The 23,682-nt window shown below is 59.4% G+C and carries 28 protein-coding genes; 18 read left to right on the top strand and 10 right to left on the bottom strand.

The annotated features are described in order from the left end of the window. Positions 1 to 11: 11 nt before the first annotated feature. Positions 12 to 296, bottom strand: coding sequence for a hypothetical protein (locus tag BPRO_RS30015; RefSeq protein WP_041390677.1), 285 nt, complete (start codon positions 294 to 296; stop codon positions 12 to 14). 458 nt (positions 297 to 754) lie between these two features. Between BPRO_RS30015 and BPRO_RS27085 the strand changes: the two genes are divergently transcribed. The 8 genes from BPRO_RS27085 to BPRO_RS27050 all read left to right on the top strand — a co-directional run bounded on the left by BPRO_RS27085 (position 755) and on the right by BPRO_RS27050 (position 6,083). Beyond that, positions 755 to 1,033 (top strand): helix-turn-helix domain-containing protein, encoded by a 279-nt coding sequence (locus BPRO_RS27085; RefSeq protein WP_011486253.1) that lies wholly within the window; start codon positions 755 to 757, stop codon positions 1,031 to 1,033. Then, positions 1,033 to 2,379 carry a type II toxin-antitoxin system HipA family toxin gene (locus BPRO_RS27080; RefSeq protein ID WP_011486252.1) on the top strand — a complete coding sequence of 449 codons (1,347 nt, stop codon included), beginning with the start codon at positions 1,033 to 1,035 and terminating at the stop codon, positions 2,377 to 2,379. The genes BPRO_RS27085 and BPRO_RS27080 overlap by 1 nt, the downstream gene beginning before the upstream one ends. 26 nt (positions 2,380 to 2,405) lie before the next feature. Then, positions 2,406 to 3,155, top strand: a complete 750-nt coding sequence (locus BPRO_RS27075) for a hypothetical protein (RefSeq protein WP_011486251.1) — start codon at positions 2,406 to 2,408, stop codon at positions 3,153 to 3,155. Positions 3,156 to 3,480: 325 nt separating this feature from the next. After that, positions 3,481 to 3,813 (top strand): hypothetical protein, encoded by a 333-nt coding sequence (locus BPRO_RS27070; protein ID WP_011486249.1) that lies wholly within the window; start codon positions 3,481 to 3,483, stop codon positions 3,811 to 3,813. A gap of 56 nt (positions 3,814 to 3,869) precedes the next feature. After that, positions 3,870 to 4,091, top strand: a complete 222-nt coding sequence (locus BPRO_RS27065) for a hypothetical protein (RefSeq protein WP_041390675.1) — start codon at positions 3,870 to 3,872, stop codon at positions 4,089 to 4,091. Then, positions 4,088 to 4,969 (top strand): DNA/RNA non-specific endonuclease, encoded by an 882-nt coding sequence (locus BPRO_RS27060; protein ID WP_011486248.1) that lies wholly within the window; start codon positions 4,088 to 4,090, stop codon positions 4,967 to 4,969. The genes BPRO_RS27065 and BPRO_RS27060 overlap by 4 nt, the downstream gene beginning before the upstream one ends. Further along, entirely contained in the window at positions 4,969 to 5,238 is a 270-nt protein-coding gene (locus BPRO_RS27055; RefSeq protein ID WP_011486247.1) for a hypothetical protein, read from the top strand. The genes BPRO_RS27060 and BPRO_RS27055 overlap by 1 nt, the downstream gene beginning before the upstream one ends. Positions 5,239 to 5,243: 5 nt before the next feature. Next, complete coding sequence (locus BPRO_RS27050; RefSeq protein WP_011486246.1) at positions 5,244 to 6,083, top strand: hypothetical protein; 840 nt, start codon at positions 5,244 to 5,246, stop codon at positions 6,081 to 6,083. Between the two features lie 68 nt (positions 6,084 to 6,151). On the opposite strand, the gene BPRO_RS27045 is transcribed toward BPRO_RS27050, so the two are convergent. Then, positions 6,152 to 6,553: a hypothetical protein gene (locus tag BPRO_RS27045; RefSeq protein ID WP_011486245.1), complete on the bottom strand. Its 402-nt coding sequence runs from the start codon at positions 6,551 to 6,553 to the stop codon at positions 6,152 to 6,154. 186 nt (positions 6,554 to 6,739) lie between these two features. On the opposite strand from BPRO_RS27045, the gene BPRO_RS27040 reads away from it, so the two are divergent. From BPRO_RS27040 to BPRO_RS27020, 6 genes are all read left to right on the top strand, one after another. Continuing rightward, entirely contained in the window at positions 6,740 to 8,092 is a 1,353-nt protein-coding gene (locus tag BPRO_RS27040) for a hypothetical protein (protein ID WP_011486244.1), read from the top strand. 73 nt (positions 8,093 to 8,165) lie between these two features. Beyond that, positions 8,166 to 8,783, top strand: coding sequence for a hypothetical protein (locus BPRO_RS27035; protein WP_011486243.1), 618 nt, complete (start codon positions 8,166 to 8,168; stop codon positions 8,781 to 8,783). Further along, positions 8,783 to 9,418, top strand: coding sequence for a zinc-finger-containing protein (locus BPRO_RS28275; RefSeq protein ID WP_011486242.1), 636 nt, complete (start codon positions 8,783 to 8,785; stop codon positions 9,416 to 9,418). Before BPRO_RS27035 ends, BPRO_RS28275 begins: the two co-directional genes overlap by 1 nt. 184 nt (positions 9,419 to 9,602) lie before the next feature. Further along, complete coding sequence (locus BPRO_RS27025) at positions 9,603 to 9,959, top strand: hypothetical protein (protein WP_041390670.1); 357 nt, start codon at positions 9,603 to 9,605, stop codon at positions 9,957 to 9,959. A 76-nt stretch (positions 9,960 to 10,035) separates the two neighbouring features. After that, positions 10,036 to 10,197 (top strand): hypothetical protein, encoded by a 162-nt coding sequence (locus BPRO_RS30010; RefSeq protein ID WP_157046071.1) that lies wholly within the window; start codon positions 10,036 to 10,038, stop codon positions 10,195 to 10,197. 296 nt (positions 10,198 to 10,493) lie between these two features. Then, entirely contained in the window at positions 10,494 to 10,883 is a 390-nt protein-coding gene (locus BPRO_RS27020; RefSeq protein ID WP_011486239.1) for a hypothetical protein, read from the top strand. Between the two features lie 274 nt (positions 10,884 to 11,157). Here the strand turns inward: BPRO_RS27020 and BPRO_RS27015 are convergent, their stop codons facing one another. From BPRO_RS27015 to BPRO_RS26985, 6 genes are all read right to left on the bottom strand, one after another. After that, positions 11,158 to 11,697 carry a hypothetical protein gene (locus tag BPRO_RS27015; RefSeq protein ID WP_011486238.1) on the bottom strand — a complete coding sequence of 180 codons (540 nt, stop codon included), beginning with the start codon at positions 11,695 to 11,697 and terminating at the stop codon, positions 11,158 to 11,160. Next, positions 11,694 to 12,341 (bottom strand): hypothetical protein, encoded by a 648-nt coding sequence (locus BPRO_RS27010; RefSeq protein WP_011486237.1) that lies wholly within the window; start codon positions 12,339 to 12,341, stop codon positions 11,694 to 11,696. The genes BPRO_RS27015 and BPRO_RS27010 overlap by 4 nt, the downstream gene beginning before the upstream one ends. Before the next feature lie 168 nt (positions 12,342 to 12,509). After that, positions 12,510 to 12,794: a hypothetical protein gene (locus tag BPRO_RS30005; protein ID WP_041390666.1), complete on the bottom strand. Its 285-nt coding sequence runs from the start codon at positions 12,792 to 12,794 to the stop codon at positions 12,510 to 12,512. Next, positions 12,794 to 14,230: an RNA-guided endonuclease IscB gene (iscB, locus tag BPRO_RS27000; RefSeq protein WP_041390665.1), complete on the bottom strand. Its 1,437-nt coding sequence runs from the start codon at positions 14,228 to 14,230 to the stop codon at positions 12,794 to 12,796. Before iscB ends, BPRO_RS30005 begins: the two co-directional genes overlap by 1 nt. 418 nt (positions 14,231 to 14,648) lie before the next feature. After that, complete coding sequence (locus BPRO_RS26990) at positions 14,649 to 14,981, bottom strand: hypothetical protein (RefSeq protein ID WP_011486234.1); 333 nt, start codon at positions 14,979 to 14,981, stop codon at positions 14,649 to 14,651. Further along, positions 14,978 to 15,481, bottom strand: a complete 504-nt coding sequence (locus BPRO_RS26985) for a hypothetical protein (protein ID WP_011486233.1) — start codon at positions 15,479 to 15,481, stop codon at positions 14,978 to 14,980. Before BPRO_RS26985 ends, BPRO_RS26990 begins: the two co-directional genes overlap by 4 nt. A gap of 443 nt (positions 15,482 to 15,924) precedes the next feature. On the opposite strand from BPRO_RS26985, the gene BPRO_RS29160 reads away from it, so the two are divergent. The 4 genes from BPRO_RS29160 (at position 15,925) to ltrA (BPRO_RS26970) (ending at position 21,310) form a co-directional block, all read left to right on the top strand. Beyond that, complete coding sequence (locus tag BPRO_RS29160; protein WP_011486232.1) at positions 15,925 to 16,212, top strand: hypothetical protein; 288 nt, start codon at positions 15,925 to 15,927, stop codon at positions 16,210 to 16,212. Positions 16,213 to 16,350: 138 nt separating this feature from the next. Continuing rightward, a complete protein-coding gene (locus tag BPRO_RS26980) occupies positions 16,351 to 17,625 on the top strand; it encodes an RNA-guided endonuclease InsQ/TnpB family protein (RefSeq protein ID WP_041390661.1) in 1,275 nt (424 codons plus the stop codon). Positions 17,626 to 18,060: 435 nt separating this feature from the next. Next, entirely contained in the window at positions 18,061 to 19,431 is a 1,371-nt protein-coding gene (gene ltrA, locus BPRO_RS26975) for a group II intron reverse transcriptase/maturase (protein WP_011486229.1), read from the top strand. A 493-nt stretch (positions 19,432 to 19,924) separates the two neighbouring features. Then, positions 19,925 to 21,310 (top strand): group II intron reverse transcriptase/maturase, encoded by a 1,386-nt coding sequence (gene ltrA, locus BPRO_RS26970; protein WP_011486227.1) that lies wholly within the window; start codon positions 19,925 to 19,927, stop codon positions 21,308 to 21,310. A gap of 550 nt (positions 21,311 to 21,860) precedes the next feature. Here ltrA (BPRO_RS26970) and BPRO_RS26960 read toward each other — a convergent pair. After that, positions 21,861 to 22,262 carry a hypothetical protein gene (locus BPRO_RS26960; protein WP_011486225.1) on the bottom strand — a complete coding sequence of 134 codons (402 nt, stop codon included), beginning with the start codon at positions 22,260 to 22,262 and terminating at the stop codon, positions 21,861 to 21,863. A 373-nt stretch (positions 22,263 to 22,635) separates the two neighbouring features. Then, on the bottom strand, positions 22,636 to 23,682 hold the full coding sequence (locus BPRO_RS26950; RefSeq protein ID WP_041390659.1) for a hypothetical protein: 1,047 nt from the start codon (positions 23,680 to 23,682) through the stop codon (positions 22,636 to 22,638).

Genomic DNA, 23,682 nt, shown 5'->3' with positions numbered 1-23,682 from the left:
TGGGTGGGATTTCAAGACGCTATCGAGTCGTCCACCGGGCCATACGTGCTTTGCCGGTCGGCAATGTCGTCGTAGGCCTTGTGAAAACCATCCCGGAGCATGTCGGCCTTGATCTTGTCCCGGCGGGACCGGAGCTTCTCTGTATTCAGGACCGCCGGCGCGCCCGGGAACTTGCATAGCCAGCGGACGGTGAAGTGTTCCACCTTGGCCTTTGGCCGCTCGCTGCGTCCCACCACTACCGTCCCGTGAATCACCATGCTGTGGGCGTTCATCAGGATGTCCCCGACGATCACCATGGGCCTCAGGAGCTCATTGCGGGTGCCTGGCTCGCAAAGGGTCGCCAGCCGAACTAAAGGAATCGCTATCGCTCCTGCAGGCGTCAAGGGGCTTGATGAGCTGGAAGCCGGCGGCGGACTTTGAAATGGACGATAAGCATGCCAGCACCCGGTACAGCAGCCAGGCTCGAGTCGGGTACAACTCGCCCCCGCGCGCCGCGCCGCTCGGCCGTGACCTTGCTCCAGATCCAGCGCAATTTCCCGGCATAGCTGCCCAGCTGCGTCTCGCTGGCAGTCAGACCCAGCGCATTCCATCGACGCCCTGGAGGGACGGTTTACCCGGCATCCGGGCATGTATTTAGATTGTTCTATCCAGCTAACAAAATCAAAATATGTTATTTTTAATTAACAGTACTGATTGATGGTTTAGGGTCAGTCATGTTATATTAATGAAACACTATCAGAATTTGTTAACTTAAATGAACACACTGAAAGACATCGCCGAGAGCCTTCGCCAGGGGCGAAAGGACGTGACCGACGTGGATCTGGCCGCCAAGGCGGGCCTGACCCGCCAGAGTGTGAGCCGCGCCCTGAGTGGCGTGCACAACTTCAACGTGACCACATTGCTGGCCATCGCAGAAACCAACGACCAGGTAGTGATGCTGGTGCCGCGTGAAATGGCCCGCGCACTGGCGGGCGCCAACCAACCCCGAAGCCAGGGCGTATCGACGATGACTGACGAACTCAGGAGCCTGTGATGCTCAACGTCGAAGTCCTCAACATATTCCTGAACGACCGGCCTGCCGGCAAACTTTTCCGCTTTGCCAACGGAACCACCAGTCCCATTGTCCGGTTCGTGGCAGACGATGCCTTTGCCGACGATCCCAAACAGGACACCCTGTCGGTCAGCATGCGCGCCCGCGATCCGGCGCAACAAGCGTCCTTGTGGAAAGACATCAGCGCCCCGATCTTCAATGGCGCCGATGGTCGCCTGCCCGTATTTTGCCAAAACATGCTGCCAGAGGGGCTGTTCCGCGCCCACCTGGCACAGGAGCGCGGTTGCAGGGAAGACGATCACTTCGCCCTGTTTGCGGCCAGCGGACTGGATCTGCCAGGCGCGGTGAAGGCGATGCCGGCAGTGCTGTCCCGCGAAGAACTGGCTCGCCTCGTCACGCAGGAGAACGACGCGCTGGAAATGTCAGTCACTGCGGATCCATTGCCGCTTGGCGTGTCGATTTCTGGCATGCAGCCCAAGGTGGGCCTGATCGAGCAGGGTGGGCGCTACGTGGCGCGCAAGCGCCATGGCGTGACCCGCATCATTGGCAAGCTGCCCCAGGTGGACCGGCCCATGCTGCCCGAAGTCGAGGATTTGAGCCTGTCACTGGCCCAGGCCGCGGGCGCCAATGTGTGCGAACACAAATTGGTGTCGCTGGAAATGCTGAAATTTGAGCATGGCTACACACTGGGCGGCAGCGGCAATTTCCTGGCCGTCACCCGATTTGACCGGGACGGCGGCAAGCGCATTCACTGCGAGGATTTCGCGCAGGCACTGGGCGTTGATCCAGGCAACAAGTACACCGGCGCCACCTACGCCGCCATGGCCGGTTTGATGCTTCGATATCCAGACACCCTGGGGCTGACCGCAGTGCACGAGATGCTGCGCCTGATTGCCATCAATGAGCTGATGGGCAATCTGGATGCCCATTTGAAGAATTTCTGCCTGCTGTACCCGGACGGGCGCAACCCGGTACTTTCCAAGGCCTTTGACATCGTGGCCTGGTCGGTCTACATCACCGGCCAGGGCAACGCGCTCGCGCTTTACCGTACCGAGGATCCAGCAAAGCACAAGGTATCCAGGACTCTGGGCCCAGCGGCGCTTCGCGATTTCTGCAACCTGCTGGGCATTGCTGAACAACCTTGCTCCAAAGTCATACGTGAAACCGTGGCCCGGGCGCAGGATCTGTGGCCCGACATGATCCGCGACAGTCAGATGCTGGACGCGCAGAAGGAACGGCTGCTGAACCACCTGGAGACGCACCCGTTTGCACGGCGCAAGGAAGGGGCGGCCGCCAAGCTGCAAGCGAAACAAGCGAGCGACCAATAACGCCGCCGTGGCCGACGCCGAAAATCATGCATTCCACAACCGCCTCCGATAACCCAACAAAACTGCTCGCGATCGTTGAAGTTGACGAAGCGCAAAAGGTTCAATGTCAGGAGCCTGGTTGCGGCCATGGCGTCTACAAACGCATCCATGTTGTGGACGTTGGTGGCGGCCAGATCATGGTGATGGGCTCTACCTGCTTTGAAAAGCGTTTTGGTTCCGCACCGCACATACAGCCCGCGTATACGGCAAATGGAGCTGGGCGAAGGCTTACTGAAGAGCAGCGTCTATTGCTTGTGCACAACACCGCTCAGCTGCTCGCCATTTTCGAAGATGAGGAAAACGCCATCCGCGCAAGGCGGCTTGAAGTGCTTGAACGGTCCCGTAAAGCGATTGCGGATCGTCAAGCGAGGTTTGACGCAAGAAGCGCATATCTGCGACAGCTTCGTGCGGCCGAAGTGCCGGCTCAAGCCACTGCGAAGGCCATCCCGTGGGGATGGGTGAAGCCAATGTCCTCAATGGCATATTTCCACTGGCCAGACGGTCAGGGATGGATTCGTGTGATGCATGGCAACGGGAGCCAGCGTGTGATGCCGTGGCCGACGTTTGATGGGTGGGATGAGGCGCTTCCGCCGTCAGTTGGTAACCCAGATTTAGACCTGGGAGGGTATCGAGTCACCGACATTCTTCCCTGCATTGCATACTTGCGAAAACATGCCCTATGGGAGCGAATTGGCATTTGGAGCGACATCATGAAAGCCATTTCCAAAGCCCGTTGACGCGCATTTCGTAACTGTCCCAGCAGACACGGTCAGGGTCGCAGAGCGAGTTGAGGTTTCAATCGCGAAGCTTGTCACTCCAAGTGGTACAGATTTTGGGAAGAAATTCGGCATAATTGCCGCACGGGGCAGAAATGCCTCGTAGCCAGCTGCGCTTTTAGCAGCCTGTCGCTGACCTTTGGGTTGGTGATCTCCAACTGGCCCAACGTGGGCTCTTTTTTAAGGGATCCATCATGAAGACCATCGTTGCTGTTCGCGCACATGTGCGCCTCGGGTATGGGAGCGCTCCCCACCGGTGGCTGAACGCGGCCGAGGATCTTGGGCAATGACGCGAGCGACGATAGAAACTGAGCTGGGCACGGAAATCTTCTGCTCGCGCAGCCAGGAGTTCTGGCCGCGCGACCCGGAGTTCTTCTTCTTCTTCACGAAGGGAAGGCCGCATTCGTGGTGCAAGGCCTGCTACACGAACAGCCCTTCGACTGCGGCCAAGCGTGTCCGGTACGCGGCCAAACACTCGAAGCAAACACATTTGCCAGAAGTGCCGCAGGCAGGCGCAACAGCATTCCCTCCGCAGGCGCCGGGGCTCGCTGAGAACGATGATTTGTTTTCCTGGCTGTTTCGACCATCTCCGGATTTTGGCCCGCGAGCGGCGGCATGACCGCGCCGGCAGACCGAGTGACTTGAAGTTTCAACGCAACCAACTATTCTGAATTTATGAAATCTGTTTCAACAAAAACCAGCGCAGCCCAATATCCAGGACTGGACGAATCGGCTGAATCGGGCGGCGCGCTTTGGATGCTCGCCGCAGTCCTTCTGGTCACTGCCGCCTATTTCTTTACCGCAGATGGGGCCCCCGGGGCTGACAGCATGCCTGCGGCCCACCTGTCCACCGAATCGAGCCACGCTACCAAACAAAACGAAAGCCAGCAACCATGAACCTAAAACGCATCCTAGCGGCCGCCGGCGCGCTGCTGCTTTCCGCTTCCACCTGGGCATTTGCGTGCGCAGAGCACTTTGCCGGGGGCCAGCCGCCGACTATCACGAACCCGGCCATGTCCAAGCAGGCACGAACGCTCTGCTACGACCAGTTTGCCGTGCTGCACTCCGGCATTACCCGCACGCCGCTTTGGTCTGCGGAAAAGCTGTCGGCCGGCCAGCTGGACCAGGCGCGCGGCATGGTGCGACAGAACAACTTCCACCCGGAAACGCAGCTTCCGGCCTCGGAGCGGGCCGAACTGCGTGACTACAGCAGGTCCGGCTATGACCGTGGGCACATGAGCCCTTCCGGAAACATGCCCACGCCGCGCGCCCAGCAGCAGAGCTTCACGATGGCCAACATGGTCCCGCAGGATTCCAACATGAACCGCGGCCTCTGGGAAGGCGTCGAGTCGGCCGTCAGGACCTATGCGAAGAAGCGCGGTACCGTCTATGTCATCACCGGCCCACTTTTCGAGGGAAACAGGCTGTTGACGCTGAACAACCGCGTCATGGTGCCGACATCGCTTTACAAATTGGTCTATGACCCGGCGCGCCAGCAGGCCGGTGCCTATGTCGCCCGCAATACCGCCACGATGGACTACCAGGTCATCAGCGTGGCCGCGCTGGAGGCCCGCGCGGGGCTCGATCTGCTGCCGGGCGTGCCCGCAAAGGTCAAAGCATCGGCGATGTCGTTGCCGGCGCCAACCCCCCACGGCTATGGCGGGGCTCAAGGCAAGAATAAAGCCGCGCCCAGCCAGCCAGATTTTCCCCACCTTCCCTCGGGCGCATCACTGATGGCCCAGATGGTTCGCTCAATCACAAATCGGAGATATTGATGCCACTCTCATTTAAACCCTTTGCGGATGAATCGTCCGTGGTCACGGTCGACCAGATGACCGTCGAGAACCGTCTGGACCGGGTCATCGTCACCGGCTCGATTGAAATCACGCATGACAAGGAAGGGCTGGCGAAGGCGGAGGCGCTCCTCGCCCTGCTGCAGCCTGTGCTGCAGCACCTGCAGCAACAGACGGGGCTTCCAGATCACGTCGTCACGGCCGCACCGGCGACCACTGCAAATCCATTTCTCGGAAATAAGGGATCCTGAAATCCATGACCGTCATCACCAATCACAAATTCCAGAAACACTGGGCCGCGCTGGAGGCCCGCGCTGCGCCGGCACCCGGCGTTGCCGCCAAGTCGAGCCACTCGCTCAGGCCGCGCTTGGTCTGCTGCACGCTGACAGGCATTGATGCGGGCGTCCCCTTCGAGACGCTGCAGGAAGTCTCCCGCCGGCACAGCTATGTCGAGTTCGGCGTGCTGTACAGCACCTCGAAGCAGGGAAAGGGACAGTATCCAAGTTTGTCCTGGATCAGCAAACTGGCCCTGCAGGCCCAGGAACAGCCCGGCGTCCGCCTTGCACTGCACGTGTGCGGCGGGGCAGTTGAGGATCTTCTCACGGGGCAGGGCCATGTGACCGAGGTTGCCGCAGCGTTCCCATGCATTCTGATCAAACGGCTGGAGTCCCGCGAGGGCTACACCATAGAGGGCGCGGCTGCGGCGCTCAAAACGACCGAACAGTGGGTGCATGAGCGCATCCAGGACGGCACCATCCGCGTGACAAGGGCGAAATGGGACCGCCGGCGCCTGTACATCACCGAACCCATGATTCAGCGCCTGAAGGAGGCCTTGGCGCGCCCGAGACGGGAAAAGCCGCTGAGCAAGGATTGGTTGATGCTCAATGGCGGGGCTGCGGAGGCGGGCGTCTGCACCACGACCCTGATCCGCTGGGCCGAGGCCGGAGATCTTCCGCGCCGCCAGTCCAACCTTGGCTGGCGCTATCACAGGGAAGATCACAGGGAAGCTGTGCGCGCCCAAGCACGTGTCTACTGGGAGAACGTCCGGTTCCACCGGGCTACTCCACCGGAGTGGCTGCAGGCTGAGATCCTGTAGGGGTCAATACGCGCGCGCGGCGGCGCGGTAGCCACAATGGGACGAGATGCTGCGAAGCGGTCTGAGAATTAGGCTCGACCACGCGCGTAATTGAGCTCGGCGACCAGGTAGCGGACGGCTACTACCCTGATGGACACCCCGGCGTCGTCGAAATGCGCGCCAATGCCGGCCAAGTCGTCTCCGGTTTGACACAGCCCTGCGTGGGCCCGCTCCGTGAGCGCGGTAACGCCGGCCACTGTGGCGGAATCAACGAGTTTCCCGAGCACCTGGAACCCCTCAAACTGTTCTTTGGTCAGGTCGTACATCTCCGGTGTACCGGCAAAGCGGCCATAGCAGCTTTCCGTGACGTCGCTGATGGACATGCCCGATTCGGCATGGAGAAAGCCAATTTGGGCGTTGCCCTCGATGTCCTCAGTTTGCGCGAACTCGTAAGGGAAGTGGCGTAGCAATGCGATGGTGTCTATTTTCATATTTTCAGAGTACCGTCCATTGCGCAAACTTCAATGGCCTTCGGCGCTGACTACTACGGCACGGCGCACAAGCCGCAAAATTCGGTCACTCCAGCGGCAATCCTCGACTGAACGATAATCGAGAAAAGCTGATGCTTCAGCCAGTTTCGGGGAGACCCGGACTCCACCTAATTTAGAGAATCTGAAATGCGTCCTCCTGCACCGATGACCCGTCAATGGGTCACTGAAAAAAACTCCTTCCCGGTTCGCGGGCTGGTGATGTATCGCTGGCCCCCGCACCGCTGGGTCTGCAACGTCGAGCTGCTCCGGATCTCCCGAGACGACATCGCGAACAAGCCGGCCGAAGAGGTTGCGTTCGAGGTCGCCCTGAGTGCGTTGCATCGGTACATGACCGGGGACCCAAAGCGGCCGTTTGAAGGAGAGACCACGGCCGTGGAGACCATCTCGGGCAGGCTCGTGGAGGTGCCGGACCTGGCCTTTGCCTTGGCACCATTTCTGGTCAAGCGGGTGAAGACGCTCCTCGACGATGGGGGTGGGGCTATCGACCCCAGAGCCATTTCCAAAGCCCAGGCGATGCACGCTTTCGAAACAACCGGATCGAAAAAAATCGCCGAGGATGTGAAACTGTGGTCCGGGCCTCGTGGGGCGGAACGAGTCGAGCAGATCCAGGCGCATGAGAAGGCGGCCTCCAAGACCAAAATCCGTGCCATGGCCGCGCGGCGCAAGGCGCTCGCCCGGTTCTGGCAAAAGAACAAGACGGGCTTTTATCGCCGGGGGCTCACCTTTACCAATGACCAGGCGGGATTCTGGACCTTCAACCTGGACATTGGAAATGAGCCGATTGACCCGGTGCCAGTGGACAGTAAGGAGCCTGGCCACCTGGAGGCGCTGGCCCAGGCCGTCAGCCGGGTGGCGGTCGCGACCTTTGCCGCAGCCAAAAATACCGACAAAGGGGAGAAGCGGATGCTTCGCGGGGATCCTGCGACCGTAGTTCTACCGGTTGAACTTTCCACGGAGGCATACCTGGCGGCGAGCGGACGGCTTGCAAAACGGCTGCTGAAGTCGATGCAGCAACATGCGCACGGGGTGATTGGCCTGGGCGTGATCGAGCGCTGCCTCACGGTCGCATGGGATCCAGAGGACAACAAACCGCTGGAAGACTATCCCTTTCCGCTGGCGCCGACAGAAACGCCGCAGGAGCTGGATCGCTGGGCTATGGACACAATCCAGGCCAAACAGGCCCGCTACCGGCAGGAAGGTGGCCAGCAGCGCGATCCACGCCAGGCCGAGGCCGGTGCGCAGCCACCCGCCGGCGGCGGCTCCTCCTGGCGCCAGGAACTTGAGATTGAAGACTGGATTCCACTGGAGGACGCGTACGAGGACGATGCGACCATCGACCAACGCGCCATGGCGGTGGCGGACCATCAGCAAAGCGCCGCGCTGCGCCGAGACCGTGATGGCGGTGGCACCCAGCGCAAGGACGTCATCCCCGTGCAGCACAAGGTGGATTACGCTGGGCTGCCAAAGGATGATGCCTGAAAATATCTGGAGCTTTGAACACCTACCCGAGCCCTTGCCAGGCCGGGGCTATTTCAACTAAAGGAGCATGCTTGTGAAGCAAGATTTTTCTGAATTCAGCAATTCTTTTTCGCCCACGGTGATTGACTTCAATGACGGCCTTACGCGCCTGAAAATGATCGAGTCGCGCCTGTCCGCAAACCAGCAGGTGATCGAAACGACCTATTCGAAGGTGCGGATGGGCGGCCTGGTCGCCGAGAACGGCGAACTCACACGCCAGCTCAACCTGCAGCTCGAGTTCATGACGGGGCTCTGCTGGTCCGCCATTACCGCAGAATGCTCGCCGGCTACGCAACTCAATGGCGCGCAATGGGCCGATGTCCGCCAGGTCCAGCCAGATTGGCTGCGCAACACCTTTGAATCCGCCATCATCCTGAACAGCGTGCCGTCGGATGAGACTCTGGCCCAGATTCGCCTTACCGGCCAAATCGTTGTAATTCGCGATGCGTCACTGGCGGCCGGCGACGGCCTCCTGCCGCGCGCAGCCGCGCTGATGCCGGCGGGCGTGACCGCAGCCGACGCCAGGATCTGGTGGCCCTGGGTGATGGGTGGAGAAATCCCGGTTGTCCTCGTGCCGACGGCTCATGACTTCGTCCTGCAGGAAGTGACGATGCCGGAACTTGAAGAGATGGCGGAAACCGCGGGAGCGTAGTGGTCGAGCTGGAAACCATCAAGGCAAAGCGGCGTCAGAAGCGGTCCAAGCCGGTGACCTGCCTCTCCTGCGGCGGGTCCGGAGTTCTCGCCGACAAAGGGCCCAACGGCGTGCCCGCGTGGATGTGCGAAGCCTACCCGGGATGTGACAGCTATGTGGGTGTGCATCCCGGCACCACTTTCGCCCTGGGAACCATGGCTGGCCCCGAATTGCGGGCAGAGCGCGTCAAAACGCACCGATGGCTTGATCGGCTGTGGCGCGGGAAAAAGACGTCTACCCGTAAAGAGGTCTACCAGCTGGTGGGGAAGGTGCTGGGCGTACGGCGTTTTCACATTGCACAGGCTGACTTGTCACTCTTGGCGAAACTCGCTTCGCGCCGTATTGCCGTCGAGCAGGCTTTAGGAGTGCCGCCCGCGGCCGCCGCGAAGGTCACACGGCCCCAACTGCCGCCGATAGCAGATGTGGTCAATGTGATCGATGCCCAGCTCATGGACGCGCTATTCGCCGGCCGCCGGCGCCGATTGTGGCCGACTGACCCTGGTGGCCAGGCTGCAGCCGAGCGAGGCCTGGCCATTGGCGCAATTTCGATTCAAGTTGATGCGGCTGGGCGTTACTGGGTGAGGCTGTTGCGCTAGCCCAGAAAATGGGGCCACATATTTCGAATAACGTACTAGAATCGCGTTGTTCACACCGCTCGCACTGCGTCATAGTGCCTGAGACGTTTGACCTCTGCAGGTTCAAACCAAATACCAACCCGGACGGGCGCCATCTGCCCATTTTGGTCAGGTGCCCGTTCATTTTTTGAAAGATCGGGAAATCATGAGACAACACCTTTACGACATGGTGAATATCGCAAATTGCCGAGTCAACCTCGCTACCTGCGAAGCTACATTGGCAGCAATGCAAGCCACAACAACAAACTCGGAAGTTTCTGAGGTCATTGAGAAACATAACGATGCCTGCGCAGAAGCGTATTGGATGCTGAAAGCAGCAGAACACCAGGCTGATTCAGTCATTGAATCAGGCACGGAGGAAGAGTGGGAAGCTTTGTCCGAAGAAGACAGAACCTCGAACTGGGAAGAATTTCACAGTCATTGCGCCCAAGGAATTGGTGACGAGTTGTACTTTTACCGAGTTCTGATGGATAAATTCTTGATTGGTTACGTCGGCCACTAAGCTAGAAATCAACCCGGACGGGCACCAGTTGCCCTCATGGGTCAGGTGCCCGTTCACATTTTTGAAAGATCGGGAAATGTCACAAAACAGCTTTTTCACAATCGAAGAATCGGACATCGTCAAGCTCGAAGCGAGTGAGGATGCGCAAGCTCGCAAAGGCTGGGTAAATATCGGTACCCATGCCGTGCTGCTTGAACTCGACGAGAGCGGTCAATTGACCGTTGAAATCTGCGCTTGAACCAACGAAGGCCCGCCACTGACGAAAGTCGCCGTTACCGAGGCCAAAAGCGTCGCGGCTGGAGGCAGTGATCCAGACAAGCCGCAGTTCAAGGTCTACGACGAAATGTCTGAATCAGAAAAGTCTGCTTTCGACGCGAGGCAAAGGATCCGTGCATCGGACCGAGCTGTTGTCGAAGCTCGACTCACCAGCGCCATCGGCGGTGGTGCTGTGCGAAGCAACTGAAAAATAACCACCCGGACGGGCACTTCGATGCCCTTCAGGGCAGGTGCTCTCCACATTCAGGAGTTTTAAAAATGAAATATTTCATCAGCGTTGAAGTAAAGGCCACGGGGCCGATAGCTGATTTGACCGCCGCCATTCAACGGGCGTTCGATCGTGGGGCAGCGGGAGCATTCCAGGTCCTGGTGACGCATGCGCCAAGCTATCTCGTGGTTTTCGAGCGCGAGTCAGCTGACGACAGAACGTATGTGAGCAAGCGGGCCACGTCGCCTGACGTTTCGGTCGAAACCGCTGCGATGCAGCAGCTCGCCGCCGAGCTGGTTGAGGGCGACATAGGCACCTTGGCCATGCTGATCGTGTCCGTATTGCAAGATGGCGAAGCCCAATGTTTCGACTATGGCGCAGGTGCCTTTGTGGACCTGGCAGAGGTAGACGCGCAGCCCGCAACCCGGTCAGCACGCTGATGGCCAGCGGGGCGGCCCTTTTGATATCAGGGGAATCGGGGAAGGTGACAAATTTGGACCTTCTGCAAATTCGCACAGCGGTAGCCCAGGCCACAAGTGGGGCGAGACTGCGCCTTGAGCTGTTCACGGTCTACGAGGCACAGCGTATTACAAACCCGGAACTGTTCGTGTACTGAGCGCCACGCGCAAATGAAAAACCCTCCCAAGCCTTGCGGCCGGGAGGGTTTTTTTGCTGTGCAGCCAGATGGCGCCACTGGCTGCTTTATCGGTGCAGTTAGCGCAGTTCAGGCCCCGAGACTTCGAAGAAGTTCCAGGCTGAACGCTTGGCCCCTTCCTCGGCGCCGTATCGGGACCAGAAAGCCTTCACGCTGTCGGACTGGCTGACGGCGTAGTCCGTGACCTTCTTGCTGGCATTTGCTTCGACGATTTCTCGCCATTCGATGCGTATGGTCACCCGCTCACCTTTGTAGGAGTGCCCTAGGCGAATGTCGGTTGTTGCGGCCGCCGCAAGCAGTGAACGCACCTTCCGAATGTAGGCCTCCGGTGTGCTCCAGCTGGAAGCGCTACCCATCTTGAGCATGCCGCCTTCCGTATCTCCGGCCGTACGGATTCCCCAGGTCAATACATCGGTCGCTGTCCCGAAGCCGATCGCCTGCCAGCGCCTCGAGCGCCGCCCGCATCCGCCGCGCGCGCCGATTTCATAGCAGTTGGAGCTTCCCATCTGCACTGCATGCACAAACAGGTCCTCGGTCGCGCCCGCATGCTCTGCTGGGATTCTCACGCAGGTTTGGTGGTAAATGATCTCTGAACTCATGCTGCGAGCTCCATTCCTGCGAACAGGTCGAAGGTAAGTCCGGCCGATGCGGCTGCGTTCCTGGCACCGCTCGGGCCAACCGCAACTTCATTCACCTGGTCAGGGTAAACCTCGCTGGAGAGCCAGATCGAGGCGAAGCCCATGTAGGCCTTCAGATTCCCCAAACTTGTCAGTGGAACGGTCCAGGTAACTTTGTCGTCGGTCCTTTCGGTGACAAAAGGCGATTCCATCGCTTCTTCGACGTGTTTCTCGGGGCTGCGCTTTGCCTCATCCTTCAGGCCCTTCACGGGCTTGGCGACCCTGCCCAGCACCTGAATGCCATAGGCGGACAGGTCGGCGAGGCTTCGGGGGCTTTTCATGGCAAGGCGCCACTGACCGATGTAATCCTCTGCCTTCAAGGGCTTGCCGTTGACGAGGCGCTGCTTCAGTTCGGCTTCAACGGCCAATTCCTGACAGACGCTGGCCATCAACGAATAGGCCCATTGGATGTTGCCGATTGCTCGCCACACCGGCGATGTAGCTGGCTCGGTCGTTTCGCTTACAAGCCAAATTTGGCTCTCTGCACTCAACGGATAGTGATCTCCGCTCCCCAGAAGACTGGCGAACTCGACCACCATCCGATCTAACTCATGGATTTTTGGCATATGAACATCAAAAAGATGAAGAAAACCGATTACTCGGTTGCTGGCTTCTACGGGAAGCTGCCGGCGTTTAAGCACCCTCAGTATATTTCAGAACGTCCAGCGTTGACGCTGAAAGTCCAGACAAAAAAACCCAGCCGGTTAGGGCTGGGCTTTGGGTCTCGGGTCTTATCACCGGGTCAGGACGCAAGGAGCATCTTTCATCGGGACAATTTGCAGTGTCTCGCGCTGTTCTGGCGCGACGGCTTCGCCGAGCAGCTGCAGCAGCCGGTAGACGGTGCTGCGGCGCTCGGGGCTGAGCTGCCTTCCCTGGAGGTTGATCGTGGCGATCATGTCCAGGTTGCTGTCAAAACGCGTGGTGCCCACACACAGGGCGTCACCGGGGGCGTTTGGCAGTTTGACCAGTGCCGGCTCAACATCGGCCTGCACCAGCGAAAATAGGGTCGTCAATTTCATCAGATTGCGCGTGAAACCCTGCCATTCATGGCGGGGAGGTAGAGCGCCGGATGCGCAGCATCCGATGCCTTGGGCCATACCTGCTCACGCCCTGTGTGATCGGCCCGGTTGAAGAAATACCCATACCCGTCGTTGCGCTGCGTCACCCGGCAATGCTTATGGCTGATGCCCTGAACCACACCGGAGATTCCGCCCTGATGGGTCTGGATGTTGAAACTGCCGCTGGCGCGTACCGCCACTCGGCCAACGTGAACCCCGGCCTTGACGCCCTTGGGCACATCGGCGCGCACCATATCGCCGGTGCCAAAGCCCTGCACACGCTTGCCGCGCATCAGGTACCCGCGCGGAAAGCCAAACCTGTCCAGGCGCGTGCGCTGGTAGCTGCCCCGACCCATGGCCTTGAGCGTTAGGGTTGGCCTGCTCCAGTCCTGGATGAATCTCACCTGGCCCACGCAGGCCGCATCGAGCGCATGGGTCTTGGGCACGCCCAGGGTGCAGCGATTGAACTTCGTTCGGCCGCCGGAAGCCAGCTCCACCGGCAAGCCGGTGGCCTTCAGGGCATTGGCCAGGGCCCAGCGCGTGACATTCACCGCTGCGGCATCGCGCAAAGGCTTCTGGGCTTGCGCCAGGATGCCGGTGAGCCGCTTCTTGTCTTTGGCCAGGAACTCTTCGATGCTGCGCGCTGCCTTTTTCTGGTTGCAGCACTGGCAGGCCAAGGTCAGGTTGGAGGCGCGATTGCTGCCGCCCAAGGCCTTGGGCCGGATGTGCTCAATCTGCAAGGGGGTGTCCTTGGCGTCGCAGTAGGCGCACTGGCGGCCCCATTTCTCCAGCAAATACTCACGCAGTTCGTAGCCGAACAAGGTGCCTTGCTGGTACTCCACGCCGGAAATTTCTGGGTTTTGCAGTGCCTGCATGTCAAAGCGCACCAGCTCGGAGCTGATGGCCCTCACCGGCGCCCAGCGTTGAATGCGCCTGACCCAGGCCATGGCCGTGTCCACCCGGTGCTGCAGGGAGGGCGCGATCCAGCCGGACTTCTTGTTGCCGCGGTTCAGGAACCTGGGTGCGCGACAGCGCAAATTGCTCCTGCGGCGCCGGCGCATCTGACGACGAGCCGTCAAGGCTTCGGATATCTGCCGGCCCCGGTGGACCAGATCCAGCAGGTTGATGACGGCTACCCCACTATGAATTTCACCCGTGGACGCGTCAACCGATTCCACATCCCTCACCAGCGCGACGCCGGTGGTCTTGCTGCCCGGATCGAGCTTGATCCGTAGCGGCTGAAAGTCGCAGGCGGCGGCCTGACGGTCAACAAGCCGGATCACCAGTGGCACCAGCCGATGCACGCGCGCCCGGCCGCGTGCCAGCAGCAGCCTGGCCCGCTTCTCGGTGCACGGCATCAATGCCTTGCCCTGGTTGTCCAACACGAAAACTGCCACACCAACTCCTGACATCAATAATTCACACTGCAAACTGTGCAGCCAGGCCGTCTTTCCAGCGGTCAGCCCTTACGGGCCTGGTGACGGCTCTGGTGCGCCTCACGACGCTCCAGAACGCTCCCCTCGGGAATGTCAGCAACCGGCTCCAGCCCTTGCGAGCTGCGATCAAGACCTTCGGACCTTTACCTTTGTCCAGCATGATCAAGACCTTACAGAGCAGCGAACTGAGGAAGCATTCGCTGGTGTGTCTGAACGACCTGTTGCTAACGTAGCGGGTTGATTACCGCTTTCCCTGGTCAACCTGGCTTGGTTCCTTTCAGTTCCAAGCCCCGTCCTTTAGGGTGGGGTGATTGACTGAAGGCTCTTCGTGAAAATTAAAGGCCCCGAGTGACGTTATCACCCGGGAGCCTTAGCCCCATCAGTGGGGTGGAATCGGCGGAAGCGAGGATATCACCCTCAGCCGAACGACGTCCGCGTCGTCTTCGCACTCATTGCGGTAGTGGTTGCTGCCCAGCGCATGGATCTCCTCGAATTTCAGTCCATGCAGATCGCAGAAGTGAAGCATGTCCGCCACCAGGTCGGCCGCAAAGGCGCGACGGTACTTTTCGTCCCAGGCCTCGCCCTTGCTTTTGATGAATGCCTGCAGCGCCGCTTCGAAGCGCGCGCCACGGGTTGCCTTCATCAACGCAGGGTCGTAAGCCGTTGCCGGCTGGCAAAGAACAATGGCGTCGTGTTGTGCGCTGGCGCTCATTGAACACTCCCTTGGCCGTTGGAGCGCTGAATGCTCGCTGCCAGCAGAAGGTTAGAACGCTCCTTTGCAACGTCCGCACGGATGCGACTCGCCATCGCGCGCCGCTCATCAATCTCGGTTGAGAGCGAGAACTTGGCTGAAGCACGCATGCGGCATACCAAGTCGATCAACCAGGTTTCGAAGGCCAGCTTGATGGACTCGTCGTGGTCCTGAAGGCAGGTTGCCTCAAAACCGATCGATCCGTCCCATGACTGCTTGGCAACGGTCAGAGCGAGCAGCACGAGGGCCTTGGCCTTGTCTGTGTGCAGCACGCCAAGGTTGGCCTGGTTGGCCCCCTCAGGGAGCACGGCATGCAAAGGCGCCAGGATGTGCCCGCTGTAGCCATGCTCCGATTCGGACAGAGTGCCGACGAACCGGCCGCGCGGGGTTCTTTGAAAGCACAGCGCCATTGAGGGCGGAGGCTTGCGTGCGAAATCTTTCGAGAGCTTGAGTTGCTCCATAGAAATACCTCTTGAGGAAAATAAGCCCTTGGGGGCAATCGCTTCGGTGAGGAAGCACAGGCGTCAGACGGGACGCAACCGATCTAATAGATGGAAGGAATGTACCACAGTGGGAGACCCTTGCCCACTAACACAGAGGCGATGTTTCAAGGCTTTAGAGTGACATGAACTGCAGCCAATACTTCAATTGCGGAAGTGCTTGAAACACCTGCGGCCAAAGATCAAAGTACGTCACCAACCCCCTACAGCGGCCAGGAGGCCGATTCGTCGTAAAGGGACAACATTGACGAAAATTCAGGCATGGCGTGATAGCGGTTCAGAGGGTGTCATGGCAGGTCATAGGGGTTCGGATACACCAGATCGATCCGTTGACGGCTTTCAACGGATCACTACATTGGTTCCTCGAAGGGGAGACCTTTCTCCTCACACTACGGGGGTACTAAATGAATCTGTTCAAGAAGGATGACGACTCGGACGAAATTCTCTATGTCGATATTGAAGGACTTTTGCAACTTTTTGCGACGGAGTTTCCCAATGCTTCGCGAGCACAACTTGCCGCACTCGCAGCGCGTTTCCTAGAAGACACGCGCGACGAGAAAATAGGACCAGGCTCCGATTCGCCTGAAGAGATCGCGCGCGCAAGAGAAGAAAGAGAAGTTCTTGTGCGCGACCTAAAAGCAATAGCAGGCGATCTGAAGCTGTCTCGACGGACGCGTCGATTTCTAAACTAATGGCTTGCAAGGTATCCCGTCACCAATCTTCCGCGAGAAGCCCTGGACTTCAGGCCGGGGAGGGATAGCGGCCCAAGCACAACGGCTCGATGCCATTTTGCTTGGTGATTCCTGCTTCATCCGTTACGCTCGTGTGAGATGTCTATGTTGCGCGCCTATCGATTCCAACTTCGCTGCAAACCAGAACAAGAAAAAGCTCTGCGACGCAGTGCAGGTTGTGCGCGTTGGATTTGGAACGCGGCGATCGCAGAGCAGCGCCGGCGTTATGCCGCAGGCGAAAAATACGCCGGCTACGCCGAGATGTGCAAATGGCTGACGACCTGGCGCAACGCGCCTGAGACGATCTGGCTGTCAGAAGCCCCCATTCCTCCGCAGCAGCAGGCGCTCAAGCGCCTGCATGAAGCCTACCAGCGCTTCTTTGCCAAGGCTGGGGGCTATCCGAGCTTCAAGCGCCGCGGCGAGGAACCTGGTCTGCGATTTCCCGCGGCGGCGCACTTTCAGATCGACCAGCCCAACCAGCGCATCAAGGTCATGAAGCTGGGCTGGTTGCGCATCCGCCAAAGCCAGGTGATTGACGGAACGCCCAAGAACCTCTCTCTGAGCAAAGAAGGCGCACGTTGGTATGTGAGCATCCAGGTCGAGCTGCCAGATGTCCTGCCAGCGGCAGGGCTGGACCCCAGCCTGGCCATTGATGTCGGTCTGACGGTGTTCGCCGCCACGAGCGCTGGCGTCAAGATCAAGCCATTGCTGGCGCTCAGGCGCCAGGCCCGGTATGTGCGTCGGGCGCAGAAATCAGTCAGCCGCAAAGTCAAGGGATCGGCCAATCGCAAGAAGGCGGTCTACAAGCTCGGCGATTTGCACAGGCGCATTGCGCGACAGCGCGAAGACTGGTTGCACAAGCTGACGACTGAGTTGGCTGACCGACATCCGATCATCGCGCTGGAAGACCTGCGGATCAAGAACATGTCGGCCAGCGCCAAGGGAACGAAGGACGCTCCCGGAAAAAACATTCGTCAGAAAGCAGGCCTGAACCGCTCAATTCTGGACGCCGCCTGGGGCGAATTCGGCCGACAGCTCCAGTACAAGCTGCAGTGGCGCGGCGGCCAGCTGGTGCTGGTTGAACCGGCCTACTCGAGCCAAACGTGTGCCGCATGCGGCCACGTGGCGGCGGAGAACCGCAAATCTCAGGCATTGTTCAAGTGCGTGGCCTGTGGCCACGCTGCGAACGCCGACCTCAACGCCGCGCAGGTGCTCCTGCAGCGAGCGAAGGAACAATGGGCCGCGGGGCGCGCGGCACAGGCTGGAGAATCTTCTCCGGCCACGGCCTGTGGAGAGGTGGTCAGACATCGACCGGCGCGCAAGCGCTCCGATGCAGCCTCTGTGAAGCAGGAACCCTCCGATGTTTTGACATGAGCGATCTCGCTCATGTCAACTCAGCAGGAATCCCGGTCTCTTCAGGGCCGGGAGGATGTGTGCGCCCAGCATGGGCGCGATCTCGGAGGTGAAAGTCCTCCCGTGAGCTGGCCACAGCGAGCGAATGGAAGCGCAACTGCGCAAGGGTGACCGAGCGTGGGAAGGAAGCGTGGAAAGAAACCGTGAGCCGATGAACAAGAATCAGATACGAGGCGCGATGGATCAAGGCGAGCAGGCACGTCACTGTAAAGCTTTTGTGGTCAATGTGAAATTGCGTAGATCTGGCGGTTGTGCGGGGAAGGATTGCGTTCTTACCTGGGGAGATCTCGTCTCACGCCTGAAAGGGCGACGGCGAAAGCCGGTGCGAGAAGTCAGCAGAGGCCGTAGTAGCTGGGCAACCAGTCAAGGGCCGAACGAGAAGGAAAGCTGGAAGTTATGACACTTGGAAGTGCATCGCATCAGAAGCCTGGGAAACCAGGGCGGGACACAATTGGCGCGGGTGAAACCCCCGTTAATCTGGCTCGTGATGAAGCACGTCCGGCGTGTCAACAACAGGAAGGCTTAGGGCGAGAAAGCTTGCTAACGCAGGTCCTATCGCGTGAGAATATGGCAGCGGCGTGGAAACGCGTCAAAGCCAATAAGGGTAGTGCAGGCGTCGATGGATTGACGATTGAAGAAACCCCGGAATATCTTAAAACTCACTGGTCACGAATTCGGCTGGAGCTTTTAAACGGGACATATCGGCCTCAAGCCGTGCGCCGCGTTGAAATTCCGAAGCCGACAGGTGGTATGCGGGAATTAGGTATTCCGACGGTTCTTGATCGGCTGATTCAGCAGGCTTTGCTGCAAGTTCTGCAGCCAATGATTGACCTGACATTCTCTGAATTCAGCTACGGTTTTCGCCCTGGTCGGAGTGCGCATGATGCTGTGCTGCAAGCTCAGCGGTATGTGCAGGAAGGCTTCCAGGTAGTGGTCGATGTGGACTTGGAGAAGTTCTTTGATCGGGTCAATCACGACATCCTCATGGACAGGCTTGCTAAACGCATTGCCGACAAGGCCGTTCTGCGGCTGATTCGACAATACTTGCAAGCAGGGATTATGGCGGGTGGTGTGGTTATGGATAGGTCGGAAGGAACGCCGCAAGGTGGGCCTCTCTCGCCTCTCCTGGCCAACGTGCTGTTGGATGAAGTGGATCTAGACCTGCAAAGGCGGGGGCATCGCTTTGCACGCTATGCGGATGATTGCAACGTTTACGTGCGCAGTCAGAAGGCGGGCGAGCGAGTGTTGTTGTCGCTGAGAAAGCTTTACGAAAAGCTTCACCTGAAGGTGAACGAGAAGAAAACCGAAGTGGGACCGGTCTTTGGCCGCAAGTTCCTTGGCTACTGCCTACGGCGATGGTCAAAGGACACGGTAAAGATTGCTGTCGCACCCAAGGCGCTCGACACGTTCAAGCAACGCATCCGGCTCATCACAAAACGGGTTGGTGGCAAAGGCATGGTTCAGATCGCGGAACAAATGAAGGAGTACCTGCCGGGTTGGAAGTCTTACTTTCGGCTCGCGCAAACACCTCAGACGTTCAAAGATTTGGATTCATGGACGCGACACCGGCTCCGTGCTATCCAGCTCAAGCATTGGCGTGTTGGAACGACTGTTTACAGTCGCCTGAGAAGCCTCGGTGCTAAACATGAGTTGGCCGCACAAATTGCTGGTGGTGCTGGGCACTGGTGGGGACATAGCGAAGTGGGCCTGAATCGCGTCCTCACCGTCAAATACTTCGACGACCTTGGGATACCTAGACTCACATGACCTCAACTTCTCGAACCGCCTGGTGCGGACCCGCATGCCAGGTGGTGTGGCAGGGGCGCGGCTAACTGCCGCCCCCTATGCCGATGTGCGCCCAGCATGGGCGCACTCCTGGAGGTGAAAGTCCTCCCGCGAGCTGGTCACAGTGAGTGAAGTGAAGCGCAACTGCATGAGGGTGACCGAATGTGGGGAGGAAGCGTGGAGCGTAAATCGTGAGCCGATGGACAAAAATCGCATAGAAGGCGCTGCCAAGCAGGGCGAGCGGGCATCGATCCGCGAAGCTCTTGTGACCAAGGCGAGGTGGCGTAGATGCGGCGGTTGTACGATGAAGGAGTGCGTTCTTACCTGGGGAGACCTCGCCTCATGCCTGAAAGGGCGACAGCGAATGTTGGAGCGAGGAGTCAGCTGAGGTCGTAGTAGTGCCAGTAGCGGGCCGCTGAGGCACAAGCCAACGCACGAAGGACCGAACGAGAGTGAATGACCGAGGACAGAAGAGATGTTAAAGGCAAAGCGTCAGATGCCGGACCAATCCGGGCGGGTGAGCGTAGCGCACGGTGAAGCTGTGCGCGATCTCATCAGCGACGAAGCCTGCGACCCGCTCTCTGAACACCCGGACATAGGGTCGGTAAAGTCAAAGGCAGGCACAGGTGGCCTGCTGGAAGCGGCGCTGACAAGAGAGAACCTGCAAGTGGCATGGAAGCGGGTCAAGGCCAACAAGGGTGCTGCCGGGGTGGACGGGCTCGACATCGAGCACACTGCTCAGACAATACGCAACCATTGGTCCCAAATCCGCCAAGAGCTGCTGGCAGGAACGTACCGGCCAAGCCCGGTGCGACGGGTGATGATTCCCAAACCCGATGGAAGCCAGCGTGAGCTGGGCATTCCGACGGTGCTGGATCGGTTGATCCAGCAGGCACTGCTGCAAGTGCTGCAACCCCTGATCGATCCTACATTTAGCGAGCACAGCCACGGGTTTCGTCCTGGGCGGCGTGCGCACGACGCGGTGAAGGCCGCGCGGGCGCACGTGCAATCGGGCAAACGTGTAGTGGTTGACGTGGACCTGTCGAAGTTCTTCGACCGGGTCAATCACGACATCCTGATCGACAGACTCAGAAAGCGTGTCGATGATGCCGGAGTCATCCGGCTGATTCGGGCGTACCTGAACGCTGGGATCATGGATGGAGGGGTGGTGATGGATCGTCAACAGGGCACGCCGCAGGGTGGGCCCCTGTCACCGCTGTTGGCCAACGTGCTGCTGGACGAAGTGGACAAGGTGTTGGAGGCGCGGGGCTATAGCTTTGCGCGCTACGCTGATGACTGCAACGTCTATGTGGGCAGTGTGAAGGCGGGGCAGCGGGTGATGGAGCTGCTCAGGAAGTTGTACGCCGGGCTGAAGCTTCAAATCAACGAAGCCAAGAGTGCGGTGGCAAGCGCCTTCGGGCGCAAGTTTCTGGGCTACGCGCTGTGGGTGGCTAAGGGCAAAGAGGTCAAATGCAAAGTGGCTGAGAAGCCGCTGCGCGACTTCAAGGCCCGAATCCGACAACTCACGAGCCGCTCGGGCGGGCGCAGCATGGAGCAAGTGGTGGAAAAGCTCAGGCCCTATGTGCTGGGCTGGAAAGCGTATTTCGGACTGGCGCAAACACCAAGAGTCTGGCGTGAGCTGGACAAATGGTTACGTCACCGACTAAGGGCGATTCAGCTTAAACATTGGAAGCGGCCGGGGACGATTTACCGAGAGCTCAGAGCACTTGGTGCAGACGAAGATGTTGCAAAACGGGTGGCGGTGTACAGTCGCCGCTGGTGGCGCAACAGCGCTATGCTGCTGAACAATGTGTTGACAATCGCTTACTTCGATCGAATGGGCGTACCCCGACTCTCATGACCTCAAACTCTCGAACCGCCGGGTGCGGACCCGCATGCCCGGTGGTGTGGCAGGGGTGTCTTCCATTGCGGGGGACCCCCTATGCCGATCAAGTTAGAACGTCGACAATAAGCCGATCTAGCCTGCGAACTAAGCATAAACTGGTCTCTCTGCACAACGAGGAGCGCAAGGATGGGCCAAGCAAAGATTCGCGGAACGCACGAAGAGCGCGCCGCCCAAGCAAAGACCACAGCACGGGCGCAGTTCCCCGCGACGGTCAAGTGCAATCACTGTGAAACGGACATTTCGGAGATAGAGCCCATGGATGTTCGGGGGATGACCGGCATGCGCCTCGCCGGCGGGGCAATCTGCCCAAATTGCTCATACACCACCTGGGTGTTGGACGGGACGCCTGAGGCTCTGGCGCAAATGCAGGCCTTCCTCAACGAAGAACACGGCGCTGAGGCCCAGACTGGCCGAGCGCTGAAGCCACACGGATAGCACACCCCGCAGACCAAAAAAAAAGGCCGCCCGGTTTAGGGGGCGGCTTTGATGGATACAGTTCGGCTGCTCAAGTCCCCTTGCATAGGGGAATCAACGCAATGCCGAATACCGGCATATCGGGCTTGGGTCTAAATTCCCGGCCGAATGCCTTTGGGTGCTGCGAGTCCATTTGGATCGTCGCACGCCAGGAGGCCAGATTGCGGTCTGTGGCGAACATTGCTTCGACTAGCACCTGGTTCTCACTAAGTCTTTCGACCGACAGCACCAGTGTTTTCTCACCGCCAATATGACGGATTGGCAAAGAGCCTTCAGAGTCGATGCTGAGATATGTGCTGTCATCACCGGGACGCACGCTGAGGATGTAGCGAAACTCGTCCTTGCAGGGACCGGCGTGACTGCTAAGCGACCAGGCTAAAGCTCCGATAGCCACCGCGAGAAGCACCGCCGCCCGCCACTGCGTGGCCATCATGCCGCACCCCTGCGTGGCCACCAGAGCAGTGCAAGCAGCGTAAACAATACGCAAGCGCCGATCGACACGGCGCCCAAGAAACCAAAGGTGAACTCGCGACTGTGCTTGCCGACAGCAATGAGAACAATACCGCCGACCAAAGCAGCTATAGCAAGGAGGGCAAAAGCAAACGTGGGCCACGCGCTGGATTTAAATTTCAATCTACCGAGATTCATAAGACTCCGGACGTCAAGAGACGTTAAGGGTTGAGAGGATCCACTGCACAGGGGAGTGGTCAGGCGAAATAACGCATCGCGGGCGATTCAAGGTGAACAGCTATATCGTAATCGAACACAACACACTGCCAAAGTCGGATTTCGGCGTGGCGTTCTCTCTAGGCGCTGACCGGTGGAACAGGATCGCGTCCCGGCAGGGCGCCAACCATGGCCATCACGTCGGTCATATTCATCCCCGGTTGACCATGGACCATCGCGCGACAAAAGAGGCAAAGGAGGTAATACACCGCGGCCGACTGAACGGGAACTACCCAGTGCAGCGATTTCTGGCCCGTCGCGACAGCCAGCCCACTGCCTTGCCAGCGCAGCTCGAGGAACTTGTCCCTCGCCTTGCCGTGATACTCAAAGCGCACGCTGGGTTGAATGTTCATGAGTACCGCGATCGCCGCCGGCATCTCTTCGGGGGTAAGCTGGAAGGTCAACTTGCGCGCCCAGTCGTAGGTGCCGCCCGGCTGCGCTTTCGCAGACTCAAAAGTGACAACGTGGGAACCGAGAAAATCTTCACCTCGCCGATGCGGTCCAATCTCGACCGTATGCGCAGCGGCCCTGCCGTAGAGCTTGAGGCGAGTTCGTTCACCCTGCGCAGGCGGCGACGTATCGATCTCCTCCTCCCCGTCGCCTACGTCGGCCCCGTGGTTCTGCCGTGGCGGGACGCTGGCTGGCTGGCGCGTGGCCCCATAGGGGAGGGGGCTACCCTCGACATGGCGTGCTCGGTCAGGGCCGGCGCTGGCCGGCGGAGTAGCTGCCACTTCTGGCTGAGCCTGGTGCTGGACAAGTGCGTCGCGTAGTGCCTCGATGTCGTCGGGCTTATCCTTCAAACCGACAAGCCGTGCCGACATGTCCCAGCCGCGATCCATCAGAGAAACACCAGCAAGAAAAAGCTCTGTCGCAGTGCACGAAAGGCCGACCTCCGACAACACGCCGAAAACAGTCGGGGCAGTGCTCTTTGCGGCCCAGTTTAGGAAGGCAAAATCTCCGCCTTGCTCCGTACCGTTCGCGCATCGACAGAGCGCGGCTTCGAGAGCCTGCAGCCAGGCCACGTCCAGGCCTTCCAGGAACGGCGACAGATTGGCCGCATCCGGTCGCAAGAGGCCGCGGCGGTGGCATGCGGCATGCCAGTCGCTCTTGACCTTGGAAAGGGTCAC

The sequence above is a fragment of the Polaromonas sp. JS666 genome, assembly GCF_000013865.1.
Taxonomy (GTDB): Bacteria; Pseudomonadota; Gammaproteobacteria; order Burkholderiales; family Burkholderiaceae_C; genus Polaromonas.
This window is presented reverse-complemented; position numbering and strand designations above follow the sequence as displayed.